The following is a 12,988-nucleotide window of genomic DNA, read 5'->3' on the forward strand; positions in this document are numbered from 1 at the left end:
GACGGACTACCGGGGCAGCTTCAGCTCGATGTTCACGACGCGCGTGACCTGCTTGGCTCCGAAGTTGTCGTCGGAGATCAGGCTGACGCCGACCTTCCTGCCGGCGCCATGGCCCCGCAGCCCGGAGCTGCCGCTGGTGAGCGCCATCCCCTCGAAGTTGTCCAGCAGCGGGTTCGCCTGAGACTCGAGCGCTGTGGCGCCGAGCGTCGGGCCCTTCACGAGATCGGCGACCAGTGTCTTCGACAGGATCGATCGGGCCGGCGCCGCCGACAGGTTCGCGACCTTCGAGACGTCGGCCGCCTTCGACAGCCCGCTGACCTCGTAGAGCGTCACGGCGTTGCCGGTATCGGCGGCGAACGATGCCTCTTCGACGAGGAGGCGGTCGTCGTCGACAGCCGCGACCTCGGGTACCCGCATGCCGGTCTCGGTGCGGTACCCGACCTGCTTCGTGAGCGAGTACGTGCCCCTCTTGCCAGCCGTGTAGACGAGGAACCGGTGCGACGTGGCGTCGCCGCTCGACGAGACGTCGCCCGAGAGCGCCCCCTCCATCGCCGCCACGATGGTGCGGCCGGACGGCGAGATGGTCAGCCCTTCGAGAGTGGCGTTCGAGGTGGCCTCACCGACCTCCGACGAGCCGGCCAGGGTCGTACCGGTGACCGCGAAGCGACCGGGGACGGCGAGCTGCGACTTCTCGACGCCGTCGCGCCCGAAGACGCGGATCGACGGCTCGGTCTCGCTCGAGATCAGGTAGTCGCCGTTCGGCAGGACCGCGAGGCCCTCGTTGTCGGCCGTGAGCCCGGTGTAGGGCGTGCCGTCGGACTTCTTCAGCACCAGCGGCGACCGGGTCACGGTCGGGTTCTGCAGCGAGCGGCCGATGAACCAGAGGCGCGACGGGTCGTCGGCGTGGTTGTCGACGGCCGAGATCCACGATCGGGCGCGCTTGTCGTACGCGAGCGACGACAGGCCGCCGACCTCCGCTCCCTTGTAGTCGAGCTTGTTCAGCGCGTCGCTGTAGCCGACGGCTGTGCCGAACGGGGCGATCGACAGGTCGGGCTTCTCCGCCTTGCCGAACAGCCGGACGACCTGCGGGTCGTGGTCGCTGATCTGGTTCGCGTACTCGGCGTTGGTGTGGACGACCTCGTACTCGGGAGTGCCGACGCCCTTCGTGACCAGGATGTGGTCGAGCACCTCGCTCACGCCCTGATAGTCGTAGGTGTACTGCTGGTTCGCCGGCAGCGTTGTGATCAGGTCGGTCAGGATCGGCTTCCCCTTGGCCTGGCCCGTGAGCACCTTCATCGCCGGGCTGAACTGGTAGTCGTTCAGGTCGCCCGCGACGACGACAGCCGCCCTGGAGTCGTGCTTCAGGATGCTGCCCACGAACTGGTTGACCTCGGTCGCCTGCTTCGCGCGCTGGACGGCGCTCGACTGCGCGGGGTACTGGAAGCGGCCGTCCTGGCTCTGGTCGCCGCCCTTCGAGGCGAAGTGGTTGCCGACGACGAACACCGTCTTGCCGCGGAACGTGAACTGGCCCACCAGCGGCTTACGGCTTGACGCCCAAGCGTCGCTGGTCGGGTCGATGCGGCCGGGCGAGAGAGTCAGCGACGAGGCGCCCCTGCGCGAGATCGCTGCGGTGGCGGTCGTTGCGCGGTCGACGCCGGCATCGCCCGTGTCGACGAAGCTGACGCGCTGGGCGTTGTAGAGGAACACGATGCGGATGTTGCCGCCGGGCTGGCCGCCGTCCTGGTCGTTGACCGGGTCGATCGAGCGCGACGAGTACGTCGGGCCGCCGGCGGCTCTGATCGCTGACGTCAGCTTGGCGAGCGTCTGGCCGGAGGCGACGGTCCCGTCGTCGGCGGCGCCGCTGTCGTCTTGCACCTCCTCGACGGTGAGGATGTCGGGCGACGACAGGTTCGTCACGATGCCGTTGGCGAGCGCGGCGTACTTCGCGGCCGAGTCCGTGGGCTGCAGGTTCTCGACGTTGTAGGTCGCGACCGAGAGCTGCTTGCGGTCGGCCTTCTCGGCGACGGTCGGCGCGAGGTTCTTCGAGGCGACGGAGCCGAGCGTGGTCGCCGTGATCAGGTAGCCGCCGAACTGCGAGTAGTCGATCGGGCCGACCGTCGCGCCGCTGAGGACGTCGCCGACGCTGACGCCGGGGTTGCTGCCGTCGGCGGGGACGACCTCGAGGCGACCGGACGGCGTCGCGTTCTCGGCGGTGAGCAGGGCGCCGCCGCGGGCGCTGGCGAGCTGGTCGGGCTTCGTCGTGATGTACTGCTCGCCGTACTGGTCGCTCGGGCCGATGACCCGTGCGTCGTCGACCTGCACGCGCATGCCTTCGACCGACTCGTAGTAGTCGAGCGCCGAGCGCGTCGGCGCGAGAGCCGTCGACTCGATGTTCGCGCCAGCGAGGTCGGGGGCGTAGACCGCGGGCACGGTCGTCGGGCTGATGACGACCGGGGCGGGCAGGGCGTTGTCGTGCGAGAGCACCGACACCGTCGGCGAGGTCAGCTCGGTGACCGAGAGGTACGAGGTCGTCGCGAGAGTGGTGCCCGACGCGATCGCGCGATAGTCCTTGACGCTCGCGGACACCAGCACGGAGTCGCCGACGGCCACGGTCGGCGCAGCGCCCGTGTAGACGAACACGCCCTCGCTGGTCGCGGGGTCGGAATCGGCCTGCGCGTCCTGGATCCAGTAGCCGCGGCTCGACCCGCTGGCGCGGACCGCGGTGACGATGCCGGGCACGTTCGCGACCTTCTGGCCGTCGAGCGGCGAGACCCACGCGGCGCCCTGGATGTCGTGGATGCGCACGGTGCCGGACGACGGAGCGGCCGAAGCCGGAACCGCCACCAGGACGCCGCCGAGAATGGCCGCGGCCCCGACTGCTGCGCCGACGGCGCGCACGTGTGATCGTTGCATGGCTTGTCTCCCCTGAGCTGGAACCCGCGAGCGGTGTGACCCGCGACCTCTGCCATGTAAGCCGAGTTCTCGAGTTCCTGCGACAGTTCTCCACAGGGTTCGCGCGATCGTCGCCGAACGGTCACCCTGTGGAGAGGAAGACGCGGGTCGCTACTCGCCGGCCTTGTCGTCGAGCTCGGACTGCAGCCTTTTGAGCTTCGCCTGCTTCTCGTAGAACTCGATCTCGCGGTCGAGCTCGGCGAGCTGCTGCTCCGTCGTCGAGACGCGTTGCGCCCGCACGTCGACCGTCTCGGCGGCCGCCGAGTGCCGGCGCGGATCGCCGTAGCGGACGAACTCCGGCTGCGGCCGGTAGTCGCGGCCGACCGCGAACCAGAGGATGCTGCCGATCACCGGGATGATGATCACGAGAAAGACCCACATCAGCTTCGGCAGGTGCTGCACCTGCGACTCGTCGCGCGTGATGATGTCGACGAGCGCCGCGATGACCAGCAGGAAGTAGAACGCCGACAGCACCAGATACATGCGGTCGATTCTATTGATCGCCTGAGAAACGGCTATCCCCCGACAGGGTGAGATCAGTCTCCTGGCGCAGGAACGTGCAGCGGTCGAAGCAGCCCGAGCAGTTCGCGCAACTCATGGATCGCCTCACCCGACCAGCCGGGGTCGGCGGCTCCCCCGTCGTTGCCGGGGTGGTCGAGCCAGATCGCCCGCATTCCGAGCGCCGCGGCGCCGGGAAGCTCGGTGCTGCCGCCGTCGCCGACGTAGACGCACTCCTCGGGCTCGACCCCGAGCACGTCGGTCGCAGCCCGGTACAGCCGGGCGTCGGGCTTCTTGACCCCGTGGACCGACGAGAAGGCTGCCGTCTGGAAGCGCTCCGCGAGCGCCGTGGTGGGCCAGACGACGGCCGTCTCGACGGAGCAGTCGCTGACCAGCGCGAGCGCGTAACCGCGGTCGCGGAGCTCGTCGAGCACCTCGAGGGCCCAGGTCTGCTCGAGCAGCGACGCGGTCATCCCCAGACGTCGACCGACGGCGCGCTCGACGGCGGCGTCGTCGGGTGAGCCGCCGAGGCGGCCGGCGAGGGTGCGGAGGGTCTCCTCGAGCGAGCCGAGGCGGCCGAGCGTGCGGTCCAGGAACGTGTCGCGGACGAGGTCGCAGAACGCGGTCGGGTCGACGCCGAGGTCGTCAGCGACCTGGAGCGACACCGCGTCGCGCGTCGCCCTCGTGCCACCCGGCGCGAGGGTGCCGTAGAGGTCGAAGAGGACGGCGCTGTATCCCATGCCCCCATGATGCCCGATGACCCTGACGGCCGGGTCACGAAGGGGCTGCTCGGCATCACTTCGCCGGTGCCACCCCGTCCCGGTCGAGAGAGGCCTCCGTGAGATCGCCCTTCATCGGCGTGGTGCTCCTCAGCATCGGGGCGCAGGAACTGCCGTGGTACAGAACGCTGAGGGCAGCGGCCCTCGATCCGGGTTCGGTCGCCAACGAGATGGTGCACACCGTCGGCCCCGCCTTCGCCGTGGCGGACTGGCTCCCGGCTGGTACGTGCACGCGTTCCTGATCCCCGGCCCCGCGACCCTCGCCACCGCCGGCCACCGAGCGAAGCGAGGTAGGCCCTGTCGTGGTCCCGCGCCACCGCCGGCCACCGAGCGAAGCGAGGTAGGCCACAGCGTCGAGCGAGCGCCAGCGAGCAAGACGCGTGCGAGCGAGAGCGAGCCGAAGGCGCTAGCACTGGCGTTGGTGAGCCGCGCCAGCGGCGAACAGGCAGAATCCAGTGCGGAGCCGGTGGGATTTGAACCCACGGTGCCCAAAAAGGGCACTCCACCTTAGCAGGGTGGTGCACTAGGCCGAACTATGCGACAGCTCCTCGGCGCCCGACTTGCGAGCGCACGGCCTCCACTATAGCGGAGGCCGGGCGAGTTCCTGCGCCATGAGGTCGCTGACCCCGTGTCCGCATTAACGCGGACGTTTTTGCCCCCCGATCTGGGTGGGAATGTCCCCTTGTCCTCATTTGTGCGGACACCTAGAGTTCTACTCACCAGCCCGTTCCACCCCGAGGCGCTCCCCAGTCTCGACGGCCCGAATCCGTCGAGTCGCGCCTGGAACGGATGTTCCGCCGTGCAGAGATGCCCGGACACGCAGCGCCCTGCGAGGCCGAACACCCCTGATCCCGGCCTCGCAGGGTCTCACTCCCGCTCATCCCCTGAGCGGTCGAGTGACTGAGGCCGCCCCGCGAGATGGTTACTCGCGGGGCGGACCTCCCCTCAGGGAGCACCTAGAACTTGTAGGCCACCGAGCAGGTCTTGTCGGCGGCCGTCTGACCGGTGAGGCCGCTGATCTGCGTCGTCTGAGACGGCGACGTCGTCGACGACGTCGCAGGAGCGGTCGGCGTCCCGGCGGCCCCGGACGACGGCGCCGCGGGCGTGGTGGCGGGAGACGTGGCGGTCGATCCGGAGGTGTCCTCCGAGCCGATGCCGGTCGAGCCCTCCGGGATAGTGAACTGCTTGTCGGCCTTGATCGCGTCGAACAGGAGCCCTGCTGTGTCCGTGTCGGGCTGGACCTTGCCCGAGTAGACGCCGGTGCCGGCGGTCGAGCCGGGGTACTGCACGAAGTTCACGTTGGCGAGCGGCAGGTCTTTGAGGGCGACGCCGATCTCGATCATGCGGCTGACGTTGTTGAGGCTGTTCGAGAGCGTCATGTTCTCGGTCGCCGCCTGCGCCAGCTTCAGGAGCTTGGCCGGGTTGCCCAGCACGCCCTTCGACTTGATCGTGCGGAGCATCGACGAGAGATACACCTGCTGGCTCGAGATGCGGCCGAGATCGGATCCGTCGCCGATGCTGTGGCGCGAGCGCAGGAAGGCGAGGGCGTCCTGCCCCTGCAGCGTGGTCGTGCCCGCCGGGATGTCGAGGCCCGTGTAGGTGTCGTGGATCGGCTTGTTGGCGCAGACCGGGACTCCGCCGATCGCGTTGGTCATCTCGATGACGCCGTTGAACGAGATCAGGCCGGCGAACGGGATGTCGAGGCCGGTGAGGCCCTTCACCGTCTGGACAACGCAGTTGAGGCCCCCGTACGAGTACGCGGTGTTGATCGGCTGCGCCGACATCGCGCTGGACGAGCCGGAGCCGTCCTCCTTCTTGCAGGACGGGATCGGAACGACGAGGTCGCGCGGGATGCTGACGGCCGTGGCATTGGTGTGGTCGGCCGACACGTGGAGCAGGATGTTGACGTCGTTGAGCGTCGCGTCCCGCTCGCCGAACTCGGTCGTGCTCTGCTTCGCGTCGTTGTCGGTGCCGACGATGAGGATGTTGAAGCCGCCCTGGTAGGCGCCGATGCCGGTGCCCTGGAGCGCCTTCTCGGTCTCCTCGCCCTGCAGGGCGACTCCGCTACCCAGATTGTCCTTCAGCTGCTTGATGGCGATCGCTCCCACGGAGACGCCGCTGACCAGCACGACGGCCGCGGCGATGGCGACGGACTTCAGCACGAACGCGCCGGATCCGCGGTGGCCGAGACGGCCGTGCCGGGCGAGGCCGGAGTCGGCGGGCGACGGGGTCGCAGGGGCCTCGGCGGCCTCCCGGGCTCGGCGTGCGGCACGGCGGGGGCTCTCGGAGCGGTGGTTGTCGCTCACGCGGGTCCTTTCCTCAGGCGGCGGCGCACACGTCGAAAGGCACCCGGGCCCGAATCGCCCGGTACGACGCCGCGCCGCGCGGGGGCGGCAAGGCTCACGATTCTAGCCAGCAGCCATTGACCGCCGACGGGATTCGGAGGCGATCTGCAGAATGCCGCGGACTGCGGATTGGAGCTGTCCGCCGCGTGGAATCCCCGCCAGGATGGGGCGATGACGCCGACCGACCGCCTCCGCGCCGCCCTCGTCGCGATCGTCTGGGGCGTCAACTTCCCCGCCACGGCGCTGGCGCTCGAGCACTTCCCGCCGTTTTTGACCGTGGCCCTCCGCTTCGGGATCCTCGCGATACCGACCGTCCTGTTCGTGCCGAGGCCGGCGATCCCGGTGCGGTGGCTCCTCGCCGTCGGCACCTGTCTCGGCATCCTGCAGTTCGGCTTCCTCTACCTCGCCATGGACGCCGGCCTCGACAGCGGTCTCGCATCCATCGTGGTCCAGGCGTCGGCACCCTTCACCGTGCTGATCGCCGGCGTGCTGCTCCGGGAGCGGATCACCCGCCGCCAGGCCATCGGGATCGGGGTGGCGGTGGTGGGGCTCGCCTCGATCGCGGTGCACCGGGCGCAGGTGGCGGAGTTCCTGCCCCTGGCCCTGGGTCTGTGCGGTGCTCTCGGCTGGGCGCTCGGCAACGTGGCGTCGCGCAGGGCGGCGGCCCCGAACGCCCTGCACCTGACGCTGTGGATGTCGGTCGTTCCGCCTCTGCCGATGCTGGCGCTGTCGCTGCTGTTCGAGGGGCCGGGCAGGATCGGGCGGTCGCTGTCGACGGCCTTGACGCTCGACGCGCTCCCGGCGGTGCTCGGGCTGCTGTACGTGATCCTGTTCGCGACGGTGCTCGGCTACGGGCTCTGGAACGGCCTGCTCGCGAAGTACCCGTCGTCGCAGGTCGCGCCGTTCTCGATGCTGGTGCCGGTGATCGGCGTGCTGGCGTCGTGGCTCGCCTTCGGGCAGGTGCCCGACCTCGCCGAGCTGATCGGCGGCGCCTTCGTGGTGGGCGGGGTGCTGTTCGCCTCGCTCTCGCGCGCCCGGCGAAAGTCCATACGGGGGAATGGAAAACCGGCGACTACGGTTTGACCCTGGCGACCCTCCGGGAGGAATCATGAGCGCCATCCACTGGCTCTTCGACGCGCAGTTCACGGTCGGCAACCAGGCCGTGCTCTGGCGCGAGGTGATCGGCAACCTCTTCGGCCTGATCAGCGCGCTCGGCGGCATGCGCCGCAAGGTGTGGGCCTGGCCCATCGGCATCCTGGGCAACGCCCTGCTCTTCACGGTGTTCATGGGCGCCGTGTTCGACACGCCCCACCCGGTGAACCTGCTGGGGCAGGCCGGCCGCCAGATCATGTTCATCATCGTCTCCGTCTACGGCTGGTACCGCTGGCAGGGGCGCAGGAACTCCGGCGCCACCGCCGTCGAGCCCCGCTGGGCCGGGGCCCGCTCCCGCGTCCTCCTCCTCGTCGCGCTCGTCGGGGGCACCGCCGTGCTCACGCCGATCTTCACCGCCCTCGGCTCGTACGCTCCCGTCTGGGCCGACGCGTGGATCTTCACGGGGTCTCTGCTCGCCACCTACGGCATGGCCAAGGGGTGGGTCGAGTTCTGGCTGATCTGGGTCGCCGTCGACATCGTCGGCGTCCCGCTGCTGCTGAGCGCGGGGCTCTGGGCGTCGGGGCTCATGTACATCGTCTACGGCGTCTTCACCCTGACCGGCTTCTTCGTCTGGCGGCGCACCCGCCGGCTGGCCGACCTGCCGGTCATGCCCGACCCGGCGCCCGTCGCGCGCTGACAGGTCGGCCCGCAGCGCGAGGGCGGGTCTACTGTTGGGATCGACCAAGAATCATGTCCGTGGGGGGCGAGATGCTTCGCGAGCCCCGGCAGCCGTCCCGTGAAGGCACTCCCGTGAAGATCAGCCGTACCGCCCGCCTCTTCGTCCTCGTCGCCTCGGCCGCCATCGCCGCGGCCGGGCTCACCTCGTGCTCGTCGCCGTCGACGCCGAGTGCGGGCGACTCCTCAGCCCCGGCAAGCACGCCGACCCCGACCGCCGACGCGAAGACCTACACGTCCGACGACCTGACTGCGCTGATGACGGCCGTCAAGCCGAAAGTCGGCTCCAGCGCCAAGCTCTACGACAACGCCGCTCTCAAGGCGGCCAACACCTCGGCCGCCGGCAGCTCGCCGCTCTCGACCCTCCTCGACCAGAGCGGCGTCACGATCGCGCCCGAGTCGTGCAAGACCAAGCTCAAGGCCGGCCTCGGCATCACGGCCCCGGCCGACAGCGTGGGAGCCGCCCTCGTCGACGGCACCAGCACCGTCTCCGTCGCCACGGTCGCGGGCAAGGCGCTGCCCAGCGCGATCACGAGCGGCGACACCGAGTCGAAGGTCGACGACCTGATCTCGGCGTGCGGCAAGATCACCCTCACCGTCCAGGGGCAGTCGATCACCATCGCGCTGAAGAAGGGCACGGCCTCGACCGACGCCGACCGCACGATCGACCTCGAGGAGACCATCACGCTCCCGTCGTCGGCCGGCGCCGCGGCGGGTGACGCGACCTTCAGCGCCATCACGGCGGTCCAGGGCAACCTGCTCATCTCGTCGACGGGAATCACGAAGTCGACGATCTCGAGCTTCCCGAAGCCGGCCGCCGACGCGCTGACCCCGGCCGACGCCGTCGACGCCGTCGTCGCCGAGGCCGCGAAGTAGGGCTCGATGCGGAGGGCGCACAGCATCGTGTGACGCCGACGACACACAGCGGGCGTACCGTTGCGCGAGTGACCCGTCCAACTGAGGCAACGGTCGGCGAGCTCCGCGCAGCGGGGCACGTCCAGAAGACCCTTCGTGCCGAAATCCGTGACAACCTGCTCGCCGCTCTCCGTGAAGGCCGTGACCCCTGGCCCGGCCTCCACGGCTTCGAATCCACCGTCATCCCGCAGCTCGAGCGTGCTCTGATCGCCGGGCACGACATCGTGCTCCTCGGCGAGCGCGGCCAGGGCAAGACGCGGATCCTCCGCACCATGGCCGGCCTGCTCGACGAGTGGTCGCCGGTGATTGCCGGCTCCGAGCTCGGCGAGCACCCGTACGAGCCGATCACGTCCGAGAGCATCCGACGCGCCGCCGAGCTCGCCGACCTGCTGCCGGTCGAGTGGCGGAGCCGCTCGGAGCGGTACGTCGAGAAGCTCGCGACCCCCGACACGAGCGTCGCTGACCTCATCGGCGATGTCGATCCCATGAAGGTGGCCGAGGGCCGCAGCCTCGGCGACCCCGAGACGATCCACTTCGGGCTCATCCCCCGCAGTCACCGCGGCATCGTCGCCATCAACGAGCTGCCCGACCTGGCCGAGCGCATCCAGGTCGCCATGCTCAACGTCATGGAGGAGCGCGACATCCAGATCCGCGGCTACGTCCTGCGGCTCCCGCTCGACGTGCTGGTGATGGCGAGCGCGAACCCCGAGGACTACACGAACCGCGGCCGCATCATCACGCCGCTGAAAGACCGGTTCGGCGCCGAGATCCGCACGCACTACCCGACCGAGCTCGACGACGAGATCGCGGTGATCCTGCAGGAGGCCGATCTGGTGGCCGAAGTTCCTGCTTACCTGATCGAGATCCTGGCCCGGTTCACCCGGGCCCTGCGGGAGTCGAGCGCCGTCGACCAGCGCAGCGGCGTCAGCGCCCGATTCGCGATCGCCGGGGCCGAGACCATCGCGGCGGCGGCGCTGCACCGCGCCAGCCGCCAGGGCGAGCCCGAGGCGGTGGCCAGGCCGATCGACCTCGAGACGGCGGTCGACGTGCTCGGCGGCAAGATCGAGTTCGAGTCGGGCGAGGAGGGGCGTGAAGACGAGATCCTCGACCACCTCCTGCGGACGGCCACGGCCGAGGCAGTGCGCGCGCACTTCCGCGGCATCGATTTCGGGATGCTCGTCGACGCGCTCGAGGCCGGGACGATGGTGACCACCGGCGAGCAGGTGACGGCGCGCGACTTCCTGGCGGGCCTGCCGTCGCTGGGCGAGTCCGAGATCTACGACGACGTCTGCGAACGGCTCGACGCGAAGACCGACGGCGAGAAGGCCGGCGCGATCGAGCTGGCCCTCGAGGGGCTCTACCTCGCGCGCCGAGTGAGCAAGGAGACCGGCGGAGGCGAGGCCATCTATGGCTAGGGGCAACCGCCGCCTGTCGCGCGACTCGCGCTACGGCAAGTACGCGGGCGGCCCCGACCCGCTGGCCCCGCCGGTCGACCTCACCGAGGCGCTCGACGCCATCGGGCAGGAGGTCATGGCGGGCTACTCGCCCGAGCACGCGATGCGCGAGTTCCTGCGACGCGGCGGACGCGACCAGGCCGGGCTCGACGACCTGGCACGCCGGGTCGCCGAGCGCCGCCGCGAGCTCGCCCAGAAGCACAACCTCGACGGCACTATCCGCGAGATCAAGGAGCTGCTCGACAAGGCCGTCCTCGCCGAGCGCGGCCAGCTCGCGCGCGACACCGAGATGGACGACGGCGACCGCGCCCTCTCGGAGCTCCAGCTCGACAGCCTCCCGGCCTCGCCCGCGGCCGCCGTCACCGAGCTGAACGACTACCGGTGGAAGAGCCGCGAAGCCCGCCAGGACTTCGAGAAGATCAAGGACCTCCTCGGCCGCGAGATGCTCGACCAGCGCTTCGCCGGCATGAAGCAGGCGCTCGAGAGCGCCACCGACGCCGACCGGGCGGCCATCCAGGACATGCTCGGCGACCTGAACGAGCTGCTGGCCGCGCACGCCCGCGGCGAGGACACCCCCGAGCAGTTCGACGACTTCATGGCCAAGCACGGCGAGTTCTTCCCCGAGAACCCGCAGAACGTCGACGACCTGATCGACGCGATGGCGGCCCGCGCCGCCGCCGCCCAGCGCATGCGCAACTCGATGACGCAGGAGCAGCGCGACGAGCTCGACGCCCTGGCCCAGCAGGCCTTCGGCTCACCCGATCTGATGGACTCCCTGGCTCAGCTCGACGAGAACCTCCAGGCGCTCCGCCCCGGCGAGAACTGGGGCGGCTCCGAGCAGATGGACGGCGAGCAGGGCCTCGGCCTGGGCGACGGCACCGGCGTCTTCCAAGACCTCGCCGACCTCGACCAGCTGGCCGAGCAGCTCGCGCAGTCGCACAACGGCTCCCAGCTCGACGACCTCGACCTCGACACGCTCGCCAAGCAGCTCGGCAACGAGGCCGCGGTCGACGCCCGGGCCCTGCAGCAGCTCGAGAAGGCCCTGCACGACTCCGCCGCCGTCAAGCGCGGCACCGACGGCTCGCTCAAGCTGACCCCCAAGGCCATGCGACAGCTCGGCAAGGCGCTGCTGCGCGACATCGCCGACCGCATGTCGGGCCGTCAGGGAGCCCGCGACATGCGCAAGGCCGGCGCCGCGGGCGAACGCTCCGGAGCCACCCGCGAATGGGAGTTCGGCGACACCGAGCCCTGGGACGTCACGCGCACCATCACGAACGCGATCACCCGCCAGGCAGGCGAGGGCGCAGGAACTCCCCTCCGAATCGAGATCGGCGACGTCGAGGTGCAGGAGACCGAGGCTCGCACCCAGGCCTGCGTCGCCCTGCTCGTCGACACCTCGTTCTCGATGGCGATGGACAACCGCTGGGTGCCGATGAAACGCACCGCGCTCGCCCTCCACACGCTGATCACCTCGCGCTTCCGCGGAGACGAGCTCCAGCTCATCGCGTTCGGCCGCCAGGCCGAGGTGATGGACATCGAGCAGCTCGTGGGCCTGGAAGCGATGTGGGACAAGGGCACGAACCTCCACCACGCGCTCCTCCTGGCCAACCGGCACTTCCGCAAGCACCCCAACGCGCAGCCGGTGCTGCTGATCGTCACCGACGGCGAGCCGACATCGCACCTCGAGCCGAACGGCGAGGTCTACTTCAGCTACCCGCCCGACCCGCTGACCATCGCGTACGCCGTGCGCGAGCTCGACAACTCGATGCGGCTGGGCGCCCACACCACGTTCTTCCGTCTCGGGGACGACCCCGGCCTCGCCCGCTTCATCGACTCGATGGCCAAGCGCGTCGGCGGGAGCGTCACGGCGCCGGAGGCAGACGACCTCGGTGCCGCGGTGGTGGGCTCGTACCTCGGGTCGCGGGGGGCCGGCGGCTTCGGCGGCGGCGGGCTCGGCGGTCCGGCCGGGTTCGACGACATGTTCGGGCGCGGCTGGGGGTCGTGGTCGGCGTAGGCCGAGTTCCTGCGCCCTTGCGGCTCGGGTCCGCACGCCCCCGGGGTTTCGTTCTGGAGGGCTTTCCCTGGGCGTGAATTCACCGCCAGTGAAAGCCACTCCGGCTTTCCCTGGGCGTGAATTCACCGCCAGGGAAAGCCACTCCAGACGAAACCCCTCGGCGCGCATCCACGCACGGGGGAAGCCCGGCAGCGTCGCTTCAGG

The 12,988-nt window shown here is 70.1% G+C and carries 10 protein-coding genes and 1 tRNA gene; 6 read left to right on the forward strand and 5 right to left on the reverse strand.

The window, feature by feature from the left end; all coding sequences use genetic code 11:
• Positions 1 to 6: 6 nt before the first annotated feature.
• The 3 genes from EDF46_RS07075 to EDF46_RS07085 form a co-directional block, all read right to left on the reverse strand.
• On the reverse strand, positions 7 to 2,913 hold the full coding sequence (locus EDF46_RS07075) for an esterase-like activity of phytase family protein (protein ID WP_123505570.1): 2,907 nt from the start codon (positions 2,911 to 2,913) through the stop codon (positions 7 to 9).
• A 150-nt stretch (positions 2,914 to 3,063) separates the two neighbouring features.
• Complete coding sequence (locus EDF46_RS07080; protein ID WP_123505571.1) at positions 3,064 to 3,435, reverse strand: PLD nuclease N-terminal domain-containing protein; 372 nt, start codon at positions 3,433 to 3,435, stop codon at positions 3,064 to 3,066.
• 53 nt (positions 3,436 to 3,488) lie between these two features.
• Positions 3,489 to 4,190 (reverse strand): HAD family hydrolase, encoded by a 702-nt coding sequence (locus EDF46_RS07085; protein ID WP_123505572.1) that lies wholly within the window; start codon positions 4,188 to 4,190, stop codon positions 3,489 to 3,491.
• Positions 4,191 to 4,288: 98 nt separating this feature from the next.
• On the opposite strand from EDF46_RS07085, the gene EDF46_RS17995 reads away from it, so the two are divergent.
• Positions 4,289 to 4,471, forward strand: coding sequence for a hypothetical protein (locus EDF46_RS17995; RefSeq protein ID WP_148061161.1), 183 nt, complete (start codon positions 4,289 to 4,291; stop codon positions 4,469 to 4,471).
• 216 nt (positions 4,472 to 4,687) lie between these two features.
• Here EDF46_RS17995 and EDF46_RS07095 read toward each other — a convergent pair.
• Both EDF46_RS07095 and EDF46_RS07100 read right to left on the reverse strand, forming a co-directional pair.
• Positions 4,688 to 4,777: transfer RNA gene (locus EDF46_RS07095), tRNA-Ser, on the reverse strand.
• 408 nt (positions 4,778 to 5,185) lie between these two features.
• Positions 5,186 to 6,535, reverse strand: coding sequence for an LCP family protein (locus tag EDF46_RS07100; RefSeq protein WP_123505574.1), 1,350 nt, complete (start codon positions 6,533 to 6,535; stop codon positions 5,186 to 5,188).
• Between the two features lie 210 nt (positions 6,536 to 6,745).
• On the opposite strand from EDF46_RS07100, the gene EDF46_RS07105 reads away from it, so the two are divergent.
• From EDF46_RS07105 to EDF46_RS07125, 5 genes are all read left to right on the forward strand, one after another.
• Positions 6,746 to 7,657 carry an EamA family transporter gene (locus EDF46_RS07105; protein WP_123505575.1) on the forward strand — a complete coding sequence of 304 codons (912 nt, stop codon included), beginning with the start codon at positions 6,746 to 6,748 and terminating at the stop codon, positions 7,655 to 7,657.
• A gap of 25 nt (positions 7,658 to 7,682) precedes the next feature.
• Positions 7,683 to 8,363 (forward strand): nicotinamide riboside transporter PnuC, encoded by a 681-nt coding sequence (gene pnuC, locus EDF46_RS07110; protein ID WP_123505576.1) that lies wholly within the window; start codon positions 7,683 to 7,685, stop codon positions 8,361 to 8,363.
• 113 nt (positions 8,364 to 8,476) lie between these two features.
• On the forward strand, positions 8,477 to 9,277 hold the full coding sequence (locus EDF46_RS07115; RefSeq protein ID WP_148061162.1) for a hypothetical protein: 801 nt from the start codon (positions 8,477 to 8,479) through the stop codon (positions 9,275 to 9,277).
• A gap of 68 nt (positions 9,278 to 9,345) precedes the next feature.
• A complete protein-coding gene (locus EDF46_RS07120; RefSeq protein ID WP_123505578.1) occupies positions 9,346 to 10,731 on the forward strand; it encodes an AAA family ATPase in 1,386 nt (461 codons plus the stop codon).
• On the forward strand, positions 10,724 to 12,784 hold the full coding sequence (locus EDF46_RS07125; RefSeq protein ID WP_123505579.1) for a VWA domain-containing protein: 2,061 nt from the start codon (positions 10,724 to 10,726) through the stop codon (positions 12,782 to 12,784). The genes EDF46_RS07120 and EDF46_RS07125 overlap by 8 nt, the downstream gene beginning before the upstream one ends.
• The last annotated feature ends 204 nt before the right edge of the window (positions 12,785 to 12,988 follow it).

This window comes from Frondihabitans sp. PhB188 (genome assembly GCF_003752365.1).
In the GTDB taxonomy this organism is placed as follows: domain Bacteria; phylum Actinomycetota; class Actinomycetes; order Actinomycetales; family Microbacteriaceae; genus Frondihabitans.

Coding starts and splice junctions, on each gene's coding strand:
- EDF46_RS07075 (WP_123505570.1), bottom strand. CDS start 2,913: ATGCAACGATCACACGTGCGCGCCGTCGGCGCAGCAGTCGGGGCCGCG.
- EDF46_RS07080 (WP_123505571.1), bottom strand. CDS start 3,435: ATGTATCTGGTGCTGTCGGCGTTCTACTTCCTGCTGGTCATCGCGGCG.
- EDF46_RS07085 (WP_123505572.1), bottom strand. CDS start 4,190: ATGGGATACAGCGCCGTCCTCTTCGACCTCTACGGCACCCTCGCGCCG.
- EDF46_RS07105 (WP_123505575.1), top strand. CDS start 6,746: ATGACGCCGACCGACCGCCTCCGCGCCGCCCTCGTCGCGATCGTCTGG.
- pnuC (WP_123505576.1), top strand. CDS start 7,683: ATGAGCGCCATCCACTGGCTCTTCGACGCGCAGTTCACGGTCGGCAAC.
- EDF46_RS07125 (WP_123505579.1), top strand. CDS start 10,724: ATGGCTAGGGGCAACCGCCGCCTGTCGCGCGACTCGCGCTACGGCAAG.